This window comes from Mesorhizobium sp. M0296, from assembly GCF_040321675.1.
GTDB lineage: Bacteria > Pseudomonadota > Alphaproteobacteria > Rhizobiales > Rhizobiaceae > Mesorhizobium.
On sequence record NZ_JAMYRZ010000038.1, the window covers coordinates 22,772 to 43,517 of the forward strand.

21 protein-coding genes and 1 tRNA gene are annotated in these 20,746 nt (G+C 62.9%); 13 read left to right on the top strand and 9 right to left on the bottom strand.

Annotated features, from left to right (window positions below):
* Positions 1–203: 203 nt before the first annotated feature.
* The 3 genes from rpoD (at position 204) to NKI97_RS27920 (ending at position 3,316) form a co-directional block, all read left to right on the top strand.
* Positions 204–2,225 carry an RNA polymerase sigma factor RpoD gene (rpoD, locus tag NKI97_RS27910; protein ID WP_023678297.1) on the top strand — a complete coding sequence of 674 codons (2,022 nt, stop codon included), beginning with the start codon at positions 204–206 and terminating at the stop codon, positions 2,223–2,225.
* A 207-nt stretch (positions 2,226–2,432) separates the two neighbouring features.
* Positions 2,433–2,726, top strand: a complete 294-nt coding sequence (locus NKI97_RS27915) for a GYD domain-containing protein (protein ID WP_352450720.1) — start codon at positions 2,433–2,435, stop codon at positions 2,724–2,726.
* A gap of 209 nt (positions 2,727–2,935) precedes the next feature.
* Positions 2,936–3,316, top strand: a complete 381-nt coding sequence (locus NKI97_RS27920) for a thiol-disulfide oxidoreductase DCC family protein (protein ID WP_352450721.1) — start codon at positions 2,936–2,938, stop codon at positions 3,314–3,316.
* A gap of 63 nt (positions 3,317–3,379) precedes the next feature.
* On the opposite strand, the gene NKI97_RS27925 is transcribed toward NKI97_RS27920, so the two are convergent.
* Entirely contained in the window at positions 3,380–3,637 is a 258-nt protein-coding gene (locus NKI97_RS27925) for a DUF2798 domain-containing protein (protein WP_031212108.1), read from the bottom strand.
* Between the two features lie 271 nt (positions 3,638–3,908).
* Between NKI97_RS27925 and NKI97_RS27930 the strand changes: the two genes are divergently transcribed.
* Both NKI97_RS27930 and NKI97_RS27935 read left to right on the top strand, forming a co-directional pair.
* Positions 3,909–4,589 (top strand): PadR family transcriptional regulator, encoded by a 681-nt coding sequence (locus NKI97_RS27930; RefSeq protein ID WP_352450723.1) that lies wholly within the window; start codon positions 3,909–3,911, stop codon positions 4,587–4,589.
* A gap of 113 nt (positions 4,590–4,702) precedes the next feature.
* On the top strand, positions 4,703–4,993 hold the full coding sequence (locus tag NKI97_RS27935; protein WP_023678291.1) for an HlyU family transcriptional regulator: 291 nt from the start codon (positions 4,703–4,705) through the stop codon (positions 4,991–4,993).
* A gap of 8 nt (positions 4,994–5,001) precedes the next feature.
* Here NKI97_RS27935 and NKI97_RS27940 read toward each other — a convergent pair whose 3' ends face one another.
* From NKI97_RS27940 to NKI97_RS27950, 3 genes are all read right to left on the bottom strand, one after another.
* Entirely contained in the window at positions 5,002–7,578 is a 2,577-nt protein-coding gene (locus NKI97_RS27940) for a polynucleotide kinase-phosphatase (RefSeq protein WP_352450724.1), read from the bottom strand.
* Positions 7,575–8,957, bottom strand: a complete 1,383-nt coding sequence (locus tag NKI97_RS27945; protein WP_352450725.1) for a 3' terminal RNA ribose 2'-O-methyltransferase Hen1 — start codon at positions 8,955–8,957, stop codon at positions 7,575–7,577. The genes NKI97_RS27940 and NKI97_RS27945 overlap by 4 nt, the downstream gene beginning before the upstream one ends.
* Before the next feature lie 132 nt (positions 8,958–9,089).
* Positions 9,090–9,734, bottom strand: a complete 645-nt coding sequence (locus NKI97_RS27950) for an FMN-dependent NADH-azoreductase (RefSeq protein ID WP_023678288.1) — start codon at positions 9,732–9,734, stop codon at positions 9,090–9,092.
* A 110-nt stretch (positions 9,735–9,844) separates the two neighbouring features.
* Here NKI97_RS27950 and NKI97_RS27955 point away from each other — a divergent pair, with 110 nt between their 5' ends.
* Complete coding sequence (locus NKI97_RS27955) at positions 9,845–10,801, top strand: LysR family transcriptional regulator (RefSeq protein WP_352450726.1); 957 nt, start codon at positions 9,845–9,847, stop codon at positions 10,799–10,801.
* On the opposite strand, the gene NKI97_RS27960 is transcribed toward NKI97_RS27955, so the two are convergent.
* Positions 10,734–11,360 carry a TetR/AcrR family transcriptional regulator gene (locus NKI97_RS27960; protein WP_352450727.1) on the bottom strand — a complete coding sequence of 209 codons (627 nt, stop codon included), beginning with the start codon at positions 11,358–11,360 and terminating at the stop codon, positions 10,734–10,736. The genes NKI97_RS27955 and NKI97_RS27960 overlap by 68 nt on opposite strands.
* 66 nt (positions 11,361–11,426) lie before the next feature.
* On the opposite strand from NKI97_RS27960, the gene NKI97_RS27965 reads away from it, so the two are divergent.
* Complete coding sequence (locus NKI97_RS27965; RefSeq protein ID WP_352450728.1) at positions 11,427–11,852, top strand: VOC family protein; 426 nt, start codon at positions 11,427–11,429, stop codon at positions 11,850–11,852.
* Here the strand turns inward: NKI97_RS27965 and NKI97_RS27970 are convergent.
* Positions 11,849–12,799, bottom strand: coding sequence for a S1C family serine protease (locus NKI97_RS27970; protein ID WP_023678284.1), 951 nt, complete (start codon positions 12,797–12,799; stop codon positions 11,849–11,851). The two genes, NKI97_RS27965 and NKI97_RS27970, sit on opposite strands and share 4 nt — an antisense overlap.
* A 170-nt stretch (positions 12,800–12,969) precedes the next feature.
* Here NKI97_RS27970 and NKI97_RS27975 point away from each other — a divergent pair, with 170 nt between their 5' ends.
* The 3 genes from NKI97_RS27975 (at position 12,970) to NKI97_RS27985 (ending at position 15,458) form a co-directional block, all read left to right on the top strand.
* Positions 12,970–13,839 carry a S1C family serine protease gene (locus NKI97_RS27975; protein ID WP_023678283.1) on the top strand — a complete coding sequence of 290 codons (870 nt, stop codon included), beginning with the start codon at positions 12,970–12,972 and terminating at the stop codon, positions 13,837–13,839.
* Between the two features lie 7 nt (positions 13,840–13,846).
* Positions 13,847–14,482, top strand: a complete 636-nt coding sequence (locus NKI97_RS27980; protein ID WP_352837769.1) for a helix-turn-helix transcriptional regulator — start codon at positions 13,847–13,849, stop codon at positions 14,480–14,482.
* Between the two features lie 109 nt (positions 14,483–14,591).
* Positions 14,592–15,458 carry an SDR family oxidoreductase gene (locus NKI97_RS27985; protein ID WP_352837777.1) on the top strand — a complete coding sequence of 289 codons (867 nt, stop codon included), beginning with the start codon at positions 14,592–14,594 and terminating at the stop codon, positions 15,456–15,458.
* 54 nt (positions 15,459–15,512) lie between these two features.
* On the opposite strand, the gene NKI97_RS27990 is transcribed toward NKI97_RS27985, so the two are convergent.
* Together NKI97_RS27990 and NKI97_RS27995 are read right to left on the bottom strand one after the other, a co-directional pair.
* Positions 15,513–16,028, bottom strand: coding sequence for a TIGR00645 family protein (locus tag NKI97_RS27990; RefSeq protein WP_352450730.1), 516 nt, complete (start codon positions 16,026–16,028; stop codon positions 15,513–15,515).
* Between the two features lie 239 nt (positions 16,029–16,267).
* Positions 16,268–18,352, bottom strand: coding sequence for an OmpA family protein (locus NKI97_RS27995; RefSeq protein WP_352450731.1), 2,085 nt, complete (start codon positions 18,350–18,352; stop codon positions 16,268–16,270).
* Positions 18,353–18,587: 235 nt separating this feature from the next.
* Here NKI97_RS27995 and NKI97_RS28000 point away from each other — a divergent pair, with 235 nt between their 5' ends.
* On the top strand, positions 18,588–19,034 hold the full coding sequence (locus tag NKI97_RS28000; protein ID WP_023678278.1) for a YcgN family cysteine cluster protein: 447 nt from the start codon (positions 18,588–18,590) through the stop codon (positions 19,032–19,034).
* Positions 19,035–19,275: 241 nt separating this feature from the next.
* A complete protein-coding gene (locus tag NKI97_RS28005) occupies positions 19,276–19,635 on the top strand; it encodes a hypothetical protein (protein WP_023678277.1) in 360 nt (119 codons plus the stop codon).
* Positions 19,636–19,766: 131 nt separating this feature from the next.
* Here NKI97_RS28005 and NKI97_RS28010 read toward each other — a convergent pair whose 3' ends face one another.
* Positions 19,767–20,477 (bottom strand): SIMPL domain-containing protein, encoded by a 711-nt coding sequence (locus tag NKI97_RS28010; RefSeq protein WP_352750593.1) that lies wholly within the window; start codon positions 20,475–20,477, stop codon positions 19,767–19,769.
* Positions 20,478–20,661: 184 nt separating this feature from the next.
* Between NKI97_RS28010 and NKI97_RS28015 the strand changes: the two genes are divergently transcribed.
* Positions 20,662–20,737: transfer RNA gene (locus NKI97_RS28015), tRNA-Ile, on the top strand.
* Positions 20,738–20,746 lie beyond the last annotated feature (9 nt).

Here is a 20,746-nt window from a genome sequence, read left to right on the forward strand (position 1 = left end):
GGCATCGACGGGAATGCAGCGATGTAAGGTACTGATCACTGGACAGGCAGTCAGCTTGCCACAGATATCAGGGTTAATCTGGACTTAACGAGAGATGCAGTTACTGGCCCGGTAAAGCGCGTTCTGGAAGGAGCGCATCCAATTTGACCGGACCGGCAGCTTACGCGGCTTTGATACTCAGCCGCTTGGAGAAAATAAAGACTATGGCGACAAAAGAAAAGGAAGAAGTCGAGACCGAACGCGAGGCCGCGACCGATGGCCCTCTGCTCGACCTTTCCGACGATGCTGTCAAGAAGATGATCAAGGCCGCCAAGAAGCGCGGTTATGTCACCATGGACGAGCTGAATTCGGTGCTGCCCTCGGAGGAAGTGACCTCCGAGCAGATCGAGGACACGATGGCCATGCTTTCCGACATGGGCATCAACGTGGTCGAGGACGACGAGCAGGGCGAGGAGCCCGAAGCCGCCGATACCGCCGCTGACGCCGAGGAAGACGCCAACGAGCTGGCCGAGCAGACCGGCACTGCCGTCGCCGCCACCACGACCAAGAAAGAGCCGACCGACCGAACCGACGATCCGGTCCGCATGTATCTGCGCGAGATGGGCTCAGTCGAGCTTCTGTCGCGCGAGGGCGAAATCGCGATCGCCAAGCGCATCGAGGCCGGCCGCGAGACGATGATCGCGGGCCTTTGCGAAAGCCCGCTGACTTTCCAGGCCATCATCATCTGGCGTGACGAGCTCAACGAATCGAAGATCCTGCTGCGCGAGATCATCGACCTCGAGGCGACCTATGCCGGGCCGGAGGCCAAGCAGGCGCCGGTTGTCGAGCGTATCGAGGAAGCCAAGACCGAGGAAAAGTCGCGCCGTTCGCGCGAGGACGAGGACGACATCACCAATGTCGGCGGCGACACCCGTGGCCTGGTGGACGACGACGAGGAAGACGATGACGAGGCGAGCCTGTCGCTGGCGGCCATGGAAGCGGAACTGCGCCCGCAGGTGATGGAGACGCTCGACGTCATTGCCGACACCTACAAGAAACTGCGCAAGCTGCAGGACCAGCAGGTCGAGAACCGGCTGGCTGCCGCGGGCACGCTGTCGCCCAGCCAGGACCGCCGGCTGAAGGAATTGAAGGACCAGCTGATCAAGGCGGTGAAGTCGCTGTCCTTGAACACGGCGCGCATCGAGGCGCTGGTCGAGCAGCTCTACGACATCAACAAGCGCCTGGTGCAGAACGAAGGCAAGCTGCTCAGGCTGGCCGAAAGCTATGGCGTGCGCCGCGAGGAATTCCTCAAGGAATATCAGGGCTCGGAGCTCGATCCGAACTGGACGCGCTCGATCGGCAATTTGACTTCGCGCGGCTGGAAGGAATTCACCAAGAACGAGAAGGACGCCATCCGCGACCTGCGCGCCGAGATCCAGAACCTCGCCACCGAGACGGCGATTTCGATCCAGGAATTCCGCAAGATCGTCAACCAGGTGCAGAAGGGCGAGCGCGAAGCCGCGATCGCCAAGAAGGAAATGGTCGAGGCCAATCTGCGCCTCGTCATCTCCATCGCCAAGAAATACACCAATCGCGGCCTGCAGTTCCTCGACCTGATCCAGGAAGGCAATATCGGCCTGATGAAGGCGGTCGACAAATTCGAATACCGCCGCGGCTACAAGTTCTCGACCTACGCGACATGGTGGATCCGGCAGGCGATCACCCGTTCGATCGCCGACCAGGCGCGCACCATCCGCATTCCGGTGCACATGATCGAAACGATCAACAAGATCGTGCGCACCTCGCGCCAGATGCTGCATGAGATCGGCCGTGAGCCGACGCCGGAAGAACTGGCGGAAAAGCTCGCCATGCCGCTGGAAAAAGTGCGCAAGGTGCTGAAGATCGCCAAGGAGCCGATCTCGCTCGAAACGCCGGTCGGCGACGAGGAGGATTCGCATCTTGGCGACTTCATCGAGGACAAGATGGCGATCCTGCCGATCGACGCGGCGATCCAGGCCAATTTGCGCGAGACGACGACGCGCGTATTGGCCTCGCTGACGCCGCGCGAAGAGCGCGTGCTCAGAATGCGCTTCGGCATCGGCATGAACACCGACCACACGCTTGAAGAGGTCGGCCAGCAGTTCTCGGTCACCCGCGAGCGCATCCGCCAGATCGAAGCCAAGGCGCTGCGCAAGCTCAAGCACCCGAGCCGGTCGCGCAAGCTCAGAAGCTTCCTCGACAGCTGAGGCCGGGTGACGGATAAGCAGTTTCAAGGGCGCCGGTGGCGCCCTTTTCCGTTTGGGCACAGGCGATCACGATTGAACGCGCCGCTCTTGCGTGTCGTGCCCTACGAGAGGATAATTCCGCGACGGACGCATTCTCTGGGCGACAAACCCGGATGCCCGCCCCGGCAGTTGGACGCCGTGCTCCGTGGCACCGGAGGGAGGTGTGGCATGACAACTTACATCGTGCTGATCAACTGGACGGAGCAAGGCGCCAAAAACGTGCGCGAATCGCCGAAGCGGCTCGATGCCGCCAAGAAGCTGCTGGGAGACATGGGCGGGTCCTTCAAGGCATTTTATCTCACCATGGGGGATTGCGACATGGTGGCCGTGCTCGAAGCGCCCGACGATGCCGTCCTGGCTCGTTTCTCGTTAATGCTGGCGACGGCTGGCAACGTCAGGACTCGGACGCTCAAGGCTTTCCCGGAGGATGCCTATCGCGAGATCATCACCTCGCTCGGCTGAGCCGCGGCGCCTGAAGCGCGTCGCGCTGAACGGCCTTTGCGACGCGCTTAAGCTCTTCTTTTTATGCATGTCGTTATCGTAAAACCGCTGCGTACCCTTTGGGCGACCTGGATCAGCGAAACCGGCCATTCCGCCGGTATCGTGTCACGTTGCGGCGCAACGGCATTTCTCGGATAATCCGTGCGTGTCCTCTGGTGCCGTTTCGAAAGATGAGCAAGCCTCTGCTGACCGTCTGGTATAATACGCGCTGTCCGGTCTGTGATGCCGGTATCAGCCGGCAGAAGCGGCGGCTGATCGAGGCGGTCAAGGCCGGGCGGATCGAATTTCGCGACATCAATGCCGAACCGGCGGCGCTGGCCGGATACGGCATCGGGCTGGAGGACATCCGGCGCCGGCTGCATGCGATCGACGCCGACGGCAAATTGCTGGCCGGCGCCGATGTTGCCATTGCTGTATGGCGGACGACGCCCGGCGAAGGCTGGCTCGCAACGCTGTTCGGCAATCCCGGCGCACTGCCGTTGACGCGCTATGGCTATGATCGCTTTGCCGATCTGCTCTATGCCTGGAACCGGCGCAAAGGCCGCTGGTAACGGGTATTATTCGCTCCGCACCGAAAGGTCCGGAGATTGTTTCCAGGCCTTTCGCGTGCCCTGCTATCGAGCCACGGGCTCGCAAAGCCAGCCAACGATACGGCGCACCGCCGGCAGCACCAGCAGCAGCGTCGGAAAGGCCACCAGCCAGGACAGGCCCCAAGCCGTCAGCCAAGTGGCCAGCATGTCGGGCTGGAAGCCAAGGCTTTTCAGTGTCGAGATGAACGACACGATGAACGTCATCAGCAACGACAGCACCAGCGGGCCGAGCACGGCGGCATAGCGCGCAGGCAGCTTGCTGCGGGGGGTTTTCATGGTCATTTGGATTTCCCTGAAGCATCCGGTTCGTCGCCTTGCATCCATTCGCCGGTATTGTCGACGTAACTGCCCGGAACGACCGGGGTGGATGCGTTGCTTCACAGACGCTTACGGAGCGGCCTTCGGCCCTCATGCACCCTCTAGCTGCCCTCGCTGGCGAAATCAATCCTGCTGGTGCCATTTTCAGATACATCGTAAGTAAGATATATCTTGACTCGACCGTGGCGGGCACTTAGTTGAGATATATCGTAAGACATAACTCAAGGAGCAGACAATGCACAAAGACAATCATTTCGGGCATCATCGTTTTGGCGAACACGCCGAGCGCGTTTTCATGCATATGGCCGGCAAGTTCGGTGGGCGCGGCGGCTTTGGTCCGTTCGGGCATGGCATGAGAGGCGGCGGACGCGGCGGGCCGGGCGACATGTTCCGCGCCGGGCGCATGCTGGCCGACGGCGATCTCAAGCTGATCACGCTGTCGCTGCTGGCCGAGGCGCCGCGGCACGGCTATGACATCATCAAGGCGCTGGAGGAGCGCACCAGCGGCTTCTACAGCCCGAGCCCCGGCGTGGTCTACCCGACGCTGACCTTCCTGGAAGAGGCCGGCTACGCCGTTTCTACGGCGGAAGGCAACAAGAAGGTGTTTTCAATCACCGAGACTGGGCAGGCGCACCTCAACGAAAATCGCGAGATGATCGACCACGTGCTCGAACATCTCGAGCGCTTCGGCCGCAAGATGGCGAAGGCGCGCGACTGGTTCGGCTGGAACGATGACGGCGACGGTGGCCGGCGCGGCCGCGGCCGCTCGGAAAAGCGCGACGAGTTTCGCGCCGTGCGCCACCGGCTGCGCGCCGCGCTCGGCGAAATCGTCGATGCGCCTGAAGCAAAGCAGGCCGAGGCAATCAGCATATTGGAAGCTGCCGCAGAGGCGTTGGAAGCGTTGTCGCGCGACTGACCTCTGAGTGCCAAGCCAGCTGCGGCCCTTGCCCGCTCGGCCAAGGACCGGTACTGAAAATCATCCTGCACCGCGCTATGTGGTGCAGGATGATTGCCGTTGGAGGATACCCCATGTCTTTTCTGAAGCGTCTTTTCGGCGGAGGCAACGAAGCCGCCGAGCCAAAGACAGCGGCGCCGGCAAAGCAGATCGAGCACAAGGGATTTTTGATCAGCGCCACGCCCTACAAGGCGGAGGGCCAGTACCAGACCTGCGGCGTGGTTTCGAAGGAGATCGACGGCGTGATGAAGGAGCACAAATTCATCCGCGCCGACCGCTTTGCCGGGCTTGATGACGCTGTCGACATCTCGATCAAAAAGGGCATCCAACTGGTCGACGAGCAAGGCGAGAAGATCTTCGGATAGATCGGCTACTACAGCCTTGGGTCGATTGGCTCGCTTTCCAACGCCAGCACGGCGAAGACACACTCGTGAACCCGGCGTAGCGGCTGCTTGGCGACAAATCGCGTTAGCGCTTCGTGGCCAAGCGCGAACTCTCTGAGCGCCAGGCTGCGCTTGCCGGCCAGGCCGCGTTCTCGGAGGCGGACGAGATTGTCGGGCGCGTCATATTCGGGACCATAGATGATGCGCAAATATTCCGGGCCGCGGACCTTCAGCGCCGGCTGGATGAGCCCCTTCTTGCCACGGCTGACGAAGTCGCATGGTTTGACCACCATGCCTTCGCCGCCTGAGCCAGTCAGCGCTTCCCACCAGGCGACGGCCTCGGCACACGCGCTGCCGTCGGCCAGATCAACCATACGCCATCGAGTCGGCGTGACCACGCCGCCACGGGCAGCCAGACGGTCCGCGAGCGACATGTGCCAGACATGGTCCTGGTCAAACCAAACACGTCCCTCGCTGGCCAGCAGGTGGAAAGGCGCGGCCTTAAGGTCCTCGACGCCCGAAACTGGCCATACGTAGGGTGCCCAGGCGGTGGCGTATTTGGCTGCGCGGACGGCCCGGTCTTCAAGGCGTGCGTTCAGGCCGGCTGCATCGACGCCGCGCGCCATCGCACGGGCCAGCGCCTCGCTGCTGGCCTTGAGACCGGCGGCAGAGGATGTGGCCACAGGCGCATACTGGCTTTCGATCAGACTGCCGGCCTTGGCCGACCAAGGCATTATCTCGGCGTCCAGCAGCAGCCAGTCGCTGTTCAATTCCTTCCACAGATCCGCCGCGTCGACCTCGGTGCGAAGACGGGCGAGCAGGTCCTCCGTCATGGCAGTGTCATTGAAAAAGGAGCGTCCGGTGCGGGTCCAGATTGCGCCGGTTTCGTCGCCAGGGACCCCGAAGCGGCTGCGTGCCGCCTGCGCGTTCCGGCAGAGCGCGATCACTGCCCGCGAACCCATGTGCTTCTCCTCGCACACGATCTGCGCAACGCCGCGCTCGCGGAAGTAAGCGAAGGCATCCTCCGGACGTTCCAGCCAGCCGTCCTGGCTGCTGGTCTCGGACGGCGACATGGTCGGCGGCAGATAGATCAGCCATTGCGGCGAGAGCGCGAAGCGGCTCATCACCTCCAGTGCTGCCGACGCGTTCTCCTCGGCCACGACAATCCGGCCCCTCAGTCCGGTCTCGATCCAACGGCGACCGGAGACATCCTGATAATCGAGCACGCCGTCGGCGTCGGCCTGTGCCGATTTACCGGGACCGGACCCGCCCAGCGGACGTATCGGCTCCGACCAGGTCTCGATTGCCGACACCTCGACCAGTTCGCGTTCCGGCCAGCGCAAGGCCGTCAGCTTGCCGCCAAATACGCATCCGGTGTCGATGCACAGGGTGTTGTTGACCCATTCGGCCGATAGCGTGGGCGTATGTCCATAGATAATGGCCGTCTTGCCACGATAGGCCGCAGCCCAGTCGGCACGGACGGGCAGCCCGAACTCGTCGGTCTCGCCTGTGGTCTCGCCGTACAGAGCGAACTCGCGCACAGCGCCGGAACCGCGTCCGATCATCTCTTCCTTGAGGCCGGCATGGGCGACGGCGAGGCCTCCGCCATCGAGCCAGACATGGCTGCGCAGGCCGTCGAGAAAGGCCGGCAGCGCCTCGCGCAGGCCTCGGTCCTGTGCATTTAGCTGATCGACAGTCTGCTGGAGGCCGTGAGCGACCGTGACCTTGCGGCCTTCTAGCCAGCGGCTGAGTTTGCGTTCATGGTTGCCCTGGACACAGTAAGCCGTTCCAGCCGCGACCATGCTCATGGCAATGCGGAGTACGTTGGGCGAGTTGGGGCCGCGATCGACGAGGTCGCCGACAAAGACGATCTTGCGGCCCTCTGGTGGAACCACGGTGACCGTTCGGTCGCCCTGATGCTCAGACCAGACGATGCTGTAGCCCAATCGAGCGAGCAGGATATGAAGCTCATCCGAACAGCCGTGGATGTCGCCAATGATATCGAACGGGCCATGGTCGTCGCGCTTATCGGTCCACAGCGGCTGTCGCGACACCTCGGCCGCGTCGATGCTGGCCTCGCTGGTAAGCTTCCAGACTTGGCGGAAGCCCTCGCGTTGGAGGCCGCCAAGACCCTTGCGGATCTCGGTTGTCATGCGCTGGGCGACCCCGGCGCCGAACGGCCGGTCGGCTCGCACCGCATTGCGTGCGACGCACACCTCGACGCCTGGATCGAGGACCACGGCGACCGGCAAAGCGTGCCACTTGCGCGCCAGCTCAATCCAGGCCTTGCGGTCGGCGGCTCGCACATTGGTGGCGTCGATGACGGCCAGCCTGCGGTGTTTGAGCCGCTTGCCGGCTATTTCGCGAACCAGGTCGAAGGCATCCGCAGAGACGTCCTGGTCGGTTTCGTCGTCGGAGATCAGCGCCCGGCACTGGTCCGAGGAGATAATCTCGGTCGTCAGGAAATGCTTGGCGGCGAAAGTCGACTTGCCCGATCCGGTCGAGCCGATCAGCACGACGAGGGCGAAGTCAGGAATGGTGAGGTTGGTCTTATCGGGTTCTCTCATCGGGTGAACACCGCCATCTGTGTGGGGGCGCCGAGGGTCGGGTCCTCGGCTCCGATACCGCTGAAGGTGGCTGCATAGCCATAGATCTCGGTGATTTTGGCCGCCCAGGCTTGGAACTGAGCCCGGCTCCATTCGAAACGGTGATCGGGATGGCGAAATGCGCCAGGGACCAGTCTTGGAAACAGAGCGTTGTAGTCCGCATTCGGAGTGGTCACGATGACGGATTTGGGCGCCGTCTCACCGAAAACGATGCGTTCGACCAGGGGCAGCCTGTCCTCGTCGAGATGCTCGATGACCTCGACCAGAACGGCGACGTCGGCTGCGGCCCAACGGCTGTCCCGGTAGGTCAGCGATCCATGCAGCAGCGTGACCCGGGCCTCGGGCGGCCCGCCTAATTCGTTCAGCTTGAGACGCTTTGCGGCCCATTCCAGTTCGCGCGCCGCCGGATCCAGACCGAACAGCTTGTGGATCCATCGCTCGCGCACCAGCCTGTCGAGCAGCTTACCTTCACCGCATCCCAGATCCGCAACCGTGGTTCCTCCCGTCGCCCGAATGGCGTGGACAACTGCGTCCATGCGCAGATCGTTGAGCCGGATAGGCGTCTCAAGCGCTTCCTCGGGCGTGGCGCGCAACTCGGCAGGTCGTGCCTCGCCAGACGTCTCGGGAGCCAGCCGCTCCAGGGCGATGCGGGTCAAGGCCCTGCGATTGCCCAGATAGCGGCGCACGATCAGGTCTTTGGCCGGATGATTTTCCAGCCAGCCTTCGCCTTTGGACAGCAGCTTGTCGATCTCTGCTTCGCCGACCCAATAATGCTTGGCATCGTCCATCACCGGGATCAGCACGTAGAGGTAGTTCAACAAGGCGCTGAGCCGGCCCGTGCCGGTCAGCTTCAGATGGCCGTATCGGGGCTCGCCTGCAACACCCCCGATTCCTTCGATTGGCGTCAGATCGACTGTCCAGCCCAAGGGTTCGAACAAACTTCGAACCAGAACCTCACCGCCGCGCATTGGCAGTGGCGTAACCACGGCTTCCAGCGGCAGTTCGCTGTCGGCCAGTTCCTGGCGCTCCTTCGATATACCGGTCATCGCCGTCCGCAGCATTTTATTCAGCGCCACCGACAGGAAGGATGATGCTGCGTAAGGCCGGTCGTTCACATATTGGTCAAGCAGGCCTTCTGCCTGGCCCTTGCCCCGCACCAGTCCCACAGGATCGACATCGAGCAGGAGTGCAGCCTCGCAACGGTCTTCGGTTGCCTCGGGATAGAACAGCCACGCCTTGCCGAAAGACAGGTCGGTCTCGTGCAGGCGATCCGGATGCTTGTGCAGCAAGAAGCCGAGATCGGTGGCCGGACGATGCGTTGTGGCAACGGAAAGGAACATCCGCGACCGATAGCGCAGACAAGCGGAATAACCAATGGCGGTTGTGTGGCCCACCACAATAGGTTGTCGCCAACGACAACAAGGGCAGGCGCCGGGCGCCTGCCCTTGTACAATTCAGACGATCCTGACGCTTTACGCCGCGGTGGCGACGCGCTCGGCATTACCGGTCGCGGCCACAATGGCGTCGACCTTGGTCGAGGCCTTGGCCAGCGCTGCTGCCACCGCATCGGCGCCCATGCCGACTCCTTCGATGCGGATGACCTCGACATCGGTCATGCCGAGGAAGCCAAGCACACTGCGCAGGTAGGGAATGGCGTGATCGAACTGCACGGCCGCACCTTCGGAATAGATGCCGCCCGAAGCCAGCACGATATAGACCTTCTTGCCGGTGACGAGGCCCTTGGGGCCGTTCTCGCCATAGGCAAAGCTCTTGCCGGAACGGGCAATGTGATCGACCCAGGACTTCAGCGTCGAGGAGATGTTGAAGTTGATGAAGCCGGTGGCGAGAATCACCGTATCGGCCGCGAACAGTTCATCCAGAACGACATCGGAAACGCCAACGACTTCAGCCTGGCGTGAGGTGCGCGCTTCGGCCGGCGTGTAGATGCCGGTCGCATAATCGGCATCGATGTGCGGCAACGGATTGGCGACGAGGTCGCGCACGACAAGCGTGTTCGACGGATCGGCGGCAACAAGCTTTTCGGCGAATTCAGTAGCAATACGGGTCGAGTGTGAGGCAGCGCCGCGCGGGCTCGATGTGACAAGAAGGATGGACATAATGGGGTCTCCAGGGTTGGATCAAAATCTCCCGGCAGATATGTGTGCGCAGACCCATTTGAAAAACTGGTATATTTTGTATATTATCCATCTAAAATGTGGATTGAACGATGCAACCGAACCCGACGCTTGACCAACTGCAGATCCTGGTTGCGGTGGCCGAGACCGGCAGCTTCTCGGCCGCCGGGCGCAAATTGAATCGCGCGCAATCGGTGATCAGCTACGCCATCGCCAACCTCGAAGCGCAGCTCGGGCTGAAGCTGTTCGAGCGCGAGGGCACGCGTGAACCGCAACTGACCGATGTCGGCAAGGCGACGCTGGAAGATGCGCGGCGCATGGTCGGCGTGCTGCAACGCATCCGCTCGCGTGTCGACGGATACCGGCAGGGATTGGAGGCGGAAGTTACGCTGTCGGTCGACGTGACGCTACCGTCGCCGGTGCTGGTTCGGGTGCTAAAGGCATTCGAGGCGCAGTTCCCGGCCGTGACGCTGCGTCTGCATATCGGCTCGCTTGGCCTTATCCTCGATCATGTTGTCGGCGGACAGGCCGATCTCGGCATCGGGGGGCTTCTGGGTGAGACGGACGTGAATCTGCTTCGCATCGGCTTCTTCTCCCTGGTGCCAGCCGCAGCGCCTGATCACCCCCTGGCGCTGCTGCCTAGACCAGTGGCGCTAGAGGATGTCCGCGAACACATCCAACTGGTCGTCTCGGACCAGTCCGAGCGTACGCGCGGGCGTGACTATGGCGTCTTCGCCTACCGCACCTGGCGGCTGACGGATGTGCGCACCAAGCACGTGCTGATGCGCGAGGGGCTGGGCTGGGGCGGGCTGCCGCGATGGCTGATTGCCGATGATCTGGCGACCGGCCGGCTCGTCGAACTCGATCTCGAGCCTTACAGCGAAGTCCGCTCGCCGCTCTATGCCATGCACCGCGCCGATCGCAGCCCGAAACCGGCGGCCGCCTGGCTGATCGACCAGTTCAAGCGCCAGCTAGGCTGTTTCAACGAGTTCGAACCGGGTGAGATACCTGAGGAGGAGCCGGAGACAGGCCGTCGATCAGCGCCATGAGAACGGCGCGATAGTCCTCGATCGATGCTCCAGTTTCGATGGCGAGCGCTGCGCGGTCGAAGGCGGCTGCGAGCACCGCGGTCAGTGCTTCCACAGGCAGTCTCGTCATGGAGTGCGAGCGCATCGCGGTAACAAGGCCTTCGCGCAGCGAACGGTTGCCATGGCGATTGTCGATCGCATCCATGGCGGCGCGGCCGAGCACGGCCGGGCCGTCAAGCAGCAAGAGCCGCGTACGGCCGGGCGCACGCATGGCAGCCAGATAGGCATCCGAGCCGGCAATCAGCGCATCGCGGGCAAATAGCGAAGGCGGCGACGCGCGTTCGATCTCTTCCGAGACGGCTTGCGCCTCCTGTTCGACCACAGCGGCAAACAACGCCTGCTTGTCGGCAAAGTGATGATAGAGCGCGCCGCGCGTGACGCCGGCAGCGGCGGCGATCTCGGGTGTGCCGGTCTCGGCATAGGACTTTTCGGTGAACAGTTTGCGAGCCGCGGCGATGAGCTCGGCGCGTGTCGCGGCGGTGCGATCACGGTTGGAGCGACGAGCGGATCCTTGTTGCATACATGCAGCCTGTATGTTAATTCCATTTACCTGCAGACTGTATGTTATTTGCCGGGAGAAGGAAAGATGAGGACGACGAGCTATTATCCGGTGCTGATGACGAGCGACGTTGCCGGCACGGCAGCCTTTTATGTTGCGCATTTCGGCTTCAAGCCGCTGTTTGAGGCCGACTGGTACGTGCATCTGCGCTCGGCCGAAGACCGTCGCGTCAACCTCGGCATCGTCCAGGGCGATCATGAGACGATCCCGGAGGAAGGGCGGGGCCGCACATCTGGCCTGCTGATCAATTTCGAGGTCAGGGATCCGGATGTCATCTATGAGCGGATCACCGCCGTTGGCCTGCCGATCCTGCGAACGCTACGCGACGAACCCTTCGGCCAGCGCCATTTCATCACCAGGGATCCCAACGGCGTGCTGATCGACGTGATCAGGCCGATCCCGCCGAGCCCAGAATTTATGGCGCAATATGCGCAGGGTGCTGCGGCGCGCTAACTCGCCCGCGCCAACGGCATCACGGTGACCTGAGTAATGCCGGAGCGGCGCACCACCGTGCACAGTGTCTCGCGGCCGATTCGCTCGGCGTCGAGCATGCGCACCAGATCGTCGACGCCGGTGACCGGGCGGCCGTCGATGGCGGCAATAATGTCGCCTTCCCTGAGGCCGGCTTTGGCCGCCGGGCTGTTCTTTTCGACGGTGCGCAGGCGCACCGCCGTGCTGCTCGATACTTGCGACAAAAGAGCTGCGCGGCGCGGCAGGTTGGTGGTGTCGGCGGAAACGCCGATGAAGGCACGGCGCACACGGCCGAAGCGGATGATTTCCGAGATGACGAAATTGGCGGTGTTGGAGGCAACCGCGAAGGCGATGCCTTGCGCACCGTGGATCATCGCGGTGTTAACGCCGATCACCTCGCCGGCCGAGGACACCAGCGGGCCGCCGGAATTGCCGGGGTTGAGCGCGGCGTCGGTCTGGATGACGTCGTCGATCAGCCGGCCGGTGGAGGCGCGCATCGAGCGGCCGAGTGCCGAGACGACGCCAGTGGTGACGGTCCATTCGAAGCCGAGCGGATTGCCGATGGCAATTGCAATCTGGCCGCGCCTCAAACGCTTGGAATCGCCAAGCGGCGCAACATCGGCAAAGTTGCCGTCGGCGCGCACCAGCGCAATGTCGGTGTCGGGATCGCGGCCGAGCACGCGGCCTTCCCTGGAGGCGCCGTCCGGCATTGACACGCGCACGCTGCGCGCATCGCCGACGACGTGGAAGTTGGTGACGACCAGCCCGTCCTGCGCGATGACGAAGCCGGAGCCATGGCCGCCCGGGCCACCGATGCGCTCGATGCGGCAGACGGCGGGCCCGATGCGGTCGACGGCATCGGCGACCGTCGCCGAATAGGCATCGAGAAGGGCATCGTCATATTGCAATTGCTGGGCGGGCAGGGCCATCCGAGGGCTCCGTTTGGAACAAGATGAACAATGCCTATATGTGCGGAGCGGCCGGACCGGCCGCGACCTGACCAGATGGCCAGTCACATGCCCAAACTAGCCGTCAGGCGAGTATCCGCCAACGTCCTGCCGGGCGATATCTGGGTCACGAAGAACCCAGGAGATAAATCATGAGCGATTTCAATCTGAGCACGTTTTCCGACGCCATTGCCGACATCGCGGCAGCCGCGGCACCAGCGACGGCCAGCTTCGCGACGCACCACCGGACGTCAACTGCTTTCCACTGGCGGGACGGCTATTTCGTCACTGCCGAGGAGGCGGTCGAGGCCGGCGAGGAGATCGAGCTGACGTTTTCTTCGGGCGAAGCCGTCAAGGCGGAACTGGTCGGCCGCGACCCGTCCACCGGCACGGCCGTTTTGAAACCGGCCGGCGCGCCGGGCGCCCCGTCACTGGTAAAGGCGGATGCGGTGCGGCCGGGCAATCTGGCGGTCGTGGCGGGCAATAGCGACGGCACCTCGCTCGCTACCTTCGGCACGGTCGGCGAGGTCGGCCCGGCCTGGCGTTCAATGCGCGGCGGCACGATCGACCGGCGCATCAACCTTGCCGTCAATGCCGGCGGCCGTTTCGAGGGTGGCCCTGTGCTCGACGCCAAGGGTGGACTGATCGGCATGCTGCTGTTCGGGCCACGCCGGCGGGCGCTGGTCATGCCTTACGAAACGATCGAGCGGGCAGTCACGACGCTGCGCGAGAAGGGCCATGTGGCGCGCGGCTATCTTGGCGCCGGCCTGCATCCGGTCCGCAATGGTGATACACAGGGCGCCATGGTGATGAGCCTCGACGATAACGGGCCGGCGAAATCAGCCGGTCTCAGTCTCGGCGACATCATCGTGTCGTGGAACGCGGAGACGGTGCATGGCCCGCGCGAGCTGATCCGCAAGCTCGGGCCGGACAGCGCCGGTGCCTTGGTCACACTCGGCGTGGTGCGCGGCGGCGAGAACCGTGAGGTTTCCCTGACCATCGGTGAAAAGCCACTGAGCTGAGGGATAGATGGTAAGCGGCGAGGTCGCTGGCAGACGGCTGACGGTGCTGATCGCGCTCGGTGACGTCGAGCGCGCGCGAAGTCTGTCCGCCGTTCTCGCCGCGACCGATGATCTGCGGCCGGTTCTGGCCGGCGAAGTCGACGGGCGTGAGGCGGCGGATGTCGCCATCGTCGATGATCATGGGCTACAAGGCGGGCTCGTCGACGCGGCTATGCCTCGCGTGCTGCTATCGTCGCGAGCGGCCCGCGAACGGCCGGCCGATACAGTGTTTGCCGTGCTGCCCGTGCAAGCGGACGAGTTGCTGATCGCCGCCGCCGCGCGGCTCGCGGCTGCGGCCTACCGGATTTCGCGCGACAGCCATGCTCTATCCGATCGGCATCACGATTTGACCTTCCATGACAGCGACCGGTTCGAAGAGGAACCGACTGACGAGCATATCGTCCGGCCGACGCTTTCGCCGCGGGAAAGCGAGGTGCTGGCGCTGCTGGCCGAGGGCGCCCCCAACAAGGTCATCGCGCGGCGGCTGAACATCTCCGTGCATACGGCGAAGTTCCATGTCGCAGCGATCCTGACGAAGCTCGGTGCCGCCAACCGCACCGATGCGATTGCCATCGCCATGCGGCAGGGCCTGGTGCTGGTCTAGCTCGTCTCAAGGCCGACGCAGCGTAACCCGCATCCGGTGTGTTGGGCCTTGCGCGGCGGTTCTCAGCCGCGCAAGGATCGTGTCTTTCATGTTGAAGGAAGGCGCAAGGATGTCGCTCAAGGGAAAGACGCTTTTCATCTCCGGCGGGTCGCGCGGCATCGGGCTGGCGGTTGCGCTGCGCGCCGCGCGCGATGGCGCCAATGTGACGATCGCGGCCAAGACCGACGAGCCGCATCCGAAGCTGCCCGGGACGATCTACACAGCGGCGCACGAGATCGAGCAGGCCGGCGGCAAGGCGCTGCCGGTGCTGTGCGACATTCGGGATGAAGAACAGGTCGCCGAAGCGGTCGCCAAGACCGTGGAGAGGTTCGGCGGCATCGATATCTGCGTCAACAACGCCAGTGCCATCCAACTCACCGGCACGCTGGAGACTGATATGAAGCGCTACGATCTGATGCACCAGATCAACACGCGCGGCACTTTTCTCGTCTCCAAAATGTGCATTCCGCACTTGAGGTTGGCGGAAAATCCTCACATCTTGAATCTGGCGCCGCCGCTCGACATGAAGGCCAAGTGGTTCAAGAACCATGTCGCCTACACGATGGCAAAGTTCGGCATGTCGATGTGCACGCTGGGCATGAGCGCCGAGTTCGCCAGGGACGGCATTGCGGTCAATTCGCTATGGCCGATCTCGACCATCGACACGGCGGCGGTGCGTAACCTCCTGGGCGGGGCGACGGTGGCGGCGATGAGCCGTTCGCCCGACATCATGGCCGATGCGGCATACGCCATCCTGGTCAGGCCGTCGCGTGAGGCGACCGGCAATTTCTACATTGACGAAGAAGTGCTGCGCGCTGAGGGCGTCAGCGATTTCTCGGCCTATGCGCCGGGTGCGACAGGCCCGCTCGCCGGCGACTTTTTTGTGCCGGACGAGGTGTTCGGCCGGTCGGATACCAAAATCAAAGGTATCTACTGACGGAAAGTATCTCGCTACAGAAGTATCTCTCAAAAGACCGGCACAGACGCGTGCTCAGTCTTCGGCTTTCTTGGCTTTGCCAAGACCCATCAGCCGGTCGATATAGGCAAGCATCAGTGCCGACAGAACGAAGGCCAGATGAATAATGGTCAGCCACATCAGCTGGTCAGTCGTGTAGGAGACCGAGTTCAGGAACACCTGCAAGAGGTGGATCGAGGAGATCGCTACGATTGTCGAGGCGACCTTGACCTTCAGCGAGCCGACATCGATCGTGCCCAGCCAATGCACCTTGCCATCATTTTCATCGAAGCGGCTGACGAAGTTTTCGTAACCCGAGATGATCACCATCACCACCAGTGAGGCGACCAGCGCGGCATCGATGAGGCCGAGTATTTTCAGGATGGTGTCGGTGTCATCGAGCGTGAAGGCGACGGAGACGAACTCGAACAGCTTGTTGCCGAAGGACACGGCATAGATGGCAAGTGCCGCACCCAGTCCGAGATAGAAGGCGACCAGCAGCCAGCGCGAGGCGAGAATGATCGATTCGATGGCGAGTTCGAGGCGCTTCATGCGGCGATTCGGGCTCCGTTGTCGGAGCGCCGTATTTCGGGCAGGCTGCGGCGGTTTGCAAGGTTTCAAAAAAACGAAACCCCGCCGGGGAGGGGAACCGGCGGGGCTCGTGTGTCCCGCTGGAGTCGGGACAGGGCAGGGAACGCCCTTTCCAGAATCTGGGATGGGTAACCGCGCGTTTCAAGATTGATGACCGCGCGATTCAATTGTTGATCAAATCGCGCGGTTCACATTGCGGTTTATTGGGCGCTGGCCACCGGCGCTACCAGGGGGGTAATCCGGCGGATGGCGACGCGGCGGTTCTCGCGGTTGGGTCCCGACGTGTTGACCTTGAGATACTCCTCGCCATAGCCCTGCGTCGTCAGGTTCTCCGGCGGGATGCCAAAGGCGTTGGTCAAGGCTTCGGCGACCGCCTCGGCGCGGCGGTCGGACAGAGCAAGGTTCGCTTCCGGTGTGCCGACAGCGTCGGTATGGCCCTCGATCAGGAAGCTCTCGGCCGGGTTTTTCTTCAGCAGCTTGTCCATGGCGCTGGCAACACCCTCCAGCTTCTGGACCTCGGTGTCGGAAATCGAGGCCGAACCGAATTCGAAGTTGAGCGTGTCGAGGTCGATGCGGCGGGCGATGTCGCGCACGCGGGCCGAGCGCTTGACCTCGTCGATCGAATAGAGGCGCTGGACCCTCTCGACCGGCGGCCGTTCGAGGAAGGTGTAGTAGTCGTCCGGATCCTCGACCTCTTCGGAATCCAGAATGTATTCCTCTTGCGGGATGGTAAGGCGCATCGGCGGCAGGTCGTCGCCCGGGTCGCGCCAGTCTGCATCATCATCATAGTTCCGCTCGTCGACATAGCTCAGCACATATTCACGGCCGTCGGGCGCGATGCGTGAGCGCTGGATGACGTCGCCGTAGCGGTTGCGGATGGTGACGATCCGGACACCATTGTCGCGCTCGACGATTTCCCGGGTGCGATCGCCCGACAGGTCCTCATAATAGACATTCCTGGCGCCACGATGCATGCGCGGGGCATCGCTGCTTTCGACGAACGTCTGGTTGTTGAACTGTAGGATGACGCGGTCGCCGAATTCCCTGACGACGTTGGTGCCCTGGGGGCGCGGACGGCGGCGAACATCCTCGATGTCCGGCGCACGCTCGACACGCTTGCCCTTTTCCTCCGTCACCGGAACGATCTTTTCAGGCTTGATCGCCTGCTGGGCCGCCTTGTCGTCGGTAGGTGGCGGTCCCTCCTCGACCGGAGCCGGCTTCGGGGCTTCCACCTGGTTCTCGCCCTGCTGGGCGGGCTGGTTGCCCTGCTGCTTACCGGCATTTTGGCCGCGCTCCTTGCCACCCTTGCGCTTGCGCAAGACATCCTTCTGGCTGTCCAGAACAGGTGCCTCGTTCGGATTGGCCTGGGCTTCACCCTGGACCGGATTTTCACCCTGGACAGGCGCGGCCTGGCCAGTCGAAGGCTGTTCGCCGGTCGAGGGCTGTTGCTCTCCTGTCACCGGCTGTTCGCCGACAGGCCTCTTGCCACGTTTCTTGATCTTGTCCTGGGGCTGTTCGCCCTGGACGGGAGCGGCCTGCTGCTCGGTCGGAGCCGGTTGGGCCTGTGGGGTCGCTTCCTTATTGGTCGGCGCCGGCTGGCCTTCCGGCTCCGTGGCGGGTCCGGTCAATTCAGCAGGCTTCTTGCGCTTGCCCGGCTTTTGTCCGGGCTCGACAGTCGGAGCCTGTTCTGCCGGGGCAGCCTCGATCTGCTGGTTCTGTTTTTGCTTCTTCTTGCGCGGATTGATGTTGGGCTGGTTGTCGTTTGCCGGCGCTGCCTGCTCGGCCGGTTGTTCCGATGGGGCCGCTTCGATCTGCTGCCGATTGCGCCGCTTCTTGCGGGGTTGCTCGGTCTCGGCCGGAGCGATCTGCTCGGCCGGAGCAGATTCTGTTTGCTGCTGCTGATTGCGCCGCTTCTTGCGGGGTTGCTCGGACTCGGCTGGAGCGATCTGCTCGGCCGGAGCGGATTCTGTTTGCTGCTGCTGATTGCGCCGCTTCTTGCGGGGTTGCTCGGACTCGGCTGGAGCCGCCTGCTCGGCCGGAGCGGATTCCGTTTGCTGCTGCTGGTCGCGCTTCTTCTTTCTGGGCTGCTCTGCCTGCTGGCTTTGCGCGCAGGCCTCCGCCGACTCGCCCTCGGCGCAACTCGATTGCACTGGGATGAACGGCGCTGCGGTGCGTTGCACGGGGCTGAATGCGGCATTGCCTTGCAGCGGGAACGCGCCTAGCGGCGCGGACGCCATCAACAGGCCAAGCGCCGTGCCTGCCAGAATCCGTGGTTGGCGTTTCATCATAAACACTCCTTGTGGCGTCCCATCCCTGCCCAAACTTTCAGCAACCATGTTTGGTTCCTGTTTGTAGGTTCTAGCTGTGGCACAGGGCGATTGACCGGCGTTTTGAAGGCGACTTCATGTCATTCGTATGGTCCTGGCGTATGTTCCGGCGTATGGTCCCGGCGTATCGTTCGGACGAGGGTGCACGGTTGCCGTGCTTGACCTTGAAGCGTCCGAGGGCCACATGCCGACGATGGAAAAGCCGTTCTGGAAGACCAAGACGCTCGAGGCGATGACCCCGGCCGAGTGGGAATCACTCTGCGACGGCTGCGGCAAATGCTGCCTGTCCAAACTCGAAGACGAGGACACCGGCGAGATCTACTGGACCAGCGTCGGCTGCCGGCTGTTCGACGCTGGAAGCTGCCGCTGCTCCGACTATGCCAACCGGCTGGCGCGTGTTCCGGATTGCGTCGGGCTGACGCCGCAGAATGTGCGCACCATCAGCTGGCTGCCCAAGACCTGCGCTTACCGGCTGGTCGCCGAGGGCCGCGACCTCTATTGGTGGCACAGGCTGGTGTCTGGAAGCGACGAGACCGTGCACGAGGCCGGCATCTCGATGCGCGGCCGGGTCAGCGCCAGCGAGACCGACCTTGCCGAGCCGGACGACTATTTCGACCATATGCTCGCGGACGAGCCTTAGGATTTTACCGCGAAATCGAGAATCCGGAACGACGGCAAAACGGACGTTGTCCATCCACCATGCCCACCCTATGCAGCACCGCCGTCCATAACACCGGTTCCAGAAGCGAGAGACTATTCCGGTTCTGCCTTATGAACTGGAGATGAACGGCCGGTTCGCAAAAAATTCAGACAGACAGGTGCATTCTCCTCCCATCGGTTCGACGAAAACGTGTGGAAACCCTCAACAAGGAGAGAAGACAATGTTCAACACCATCAAGACGGCGGCTCTTTCGGCTCTTGTCGGCCTTGGCACGCTTGCTGCCATCCCCGCTCATGCTGACAGCATCTATCTCGGCTTCGGCAACAACCAAGATCCGCGCGTCGGCGTCTATACCGGCGACGAAGATGATGGTTACTATCGCGAACACCGTCGTCATGGCGGCTGGCGCCGGTCCTGTTCGCCGGAGCGTGCCATCGACAAGGCCGAACGCATGGGCCTGCACCGCGCCCGCATCATCGACATCAACCGCCGCACGGTCAAGGTCGCCGGCCGCCAGTATGGCGACCGCGTCGTGATCGTATTCGCCAACGAGCGCGGCTGTCCGATCATCTATCGCTAAGGTCTTCGGGCCTGCGGCCGGCTGACTTGCAGCCGGTAGAGTAGCGGAGCCCTTTCCGCCAGGACGGAAAGCGCGGCTCAAAAAACCCCGGAGGATCGATCCTCCTGGGTTTTTCATGCTGCAAGCGATGATCATTTCAATTCGAAAGTCACCGTCACCTGTGCGGTATAGGAATTTTCGCCGGCTTGCACCGGGACCGACGCACCGGCGGCATCGAATGCCTTGGCGTTGATCGGCATCGGCGGTGGTGCGAAATTCTGGTCGGTGATTTCCAAGACCCGGCCGATGCCGACGCCGGCCGCTTCGGCCAGCGTCTTGGCCTTGGCCATGGCATTGGCGACGGCCTTCTTGCGCGCCTCGGTGACGGCTGCCGCCGGATCGTCGTTGGAGAAGGAGATGCCGCCGCCCTGGTTGACGCCGAGCGACACCGCCTTATCGAGAATGTCGCCGGTCTTGTCGATGTCGCGGATGCGCACCGAAAGCGTGTTGGTCACCTGGTAGGCGACAAGCTCGGCCTCCTGGCTGCCGTCGGGCTTGTTGGCGTAGTTATAGCGCGGATTGATCTGGATGCCCGCGGTCTGCAGGTCGCGCTCCTTGATGCCGGACGATTTCATGGCAGCGATCACTGCGGCCATGGCGTCGTTATTGGCATCGAGCGCTGCACGTGCCGTCTTGGCTTCGCGCATGACGCTGAGCGTCAGCAGAGCCAGATCGGGTGCTATCGCCGCCTCGCCTTCACCGGTGACAACGATACGCGGCGGCGGTGGCGAATCGGCGGCGGCCGCGATCGCCGGAAATGCGATTGCGGCGGCAATCGCCAGGGGCAAAATACGTCTGGTCATGAAATCTCCTCGATCTGGGATCCCAAGACAGCCGAGTGTTGGCCGGCGTCCAATGGGCGACGTGCAATAGGTTATCAATATGGGCTGATTTGGGCGATCTCTGCCAGCCCCCTTGGAACGCCTGCTCGGAAAGCCCTCGGAAAGCCTTGTGCGGTTCAGGGAAAATCACTAATCCAGCGCCGTGGGGCCTGTAGCTCAATGGTTAGAGCCGGCGGCTCATAACCGCTTGGTTGGGGGTTCGAGTCCCTCCGGGCCCACCATTGGCTTTT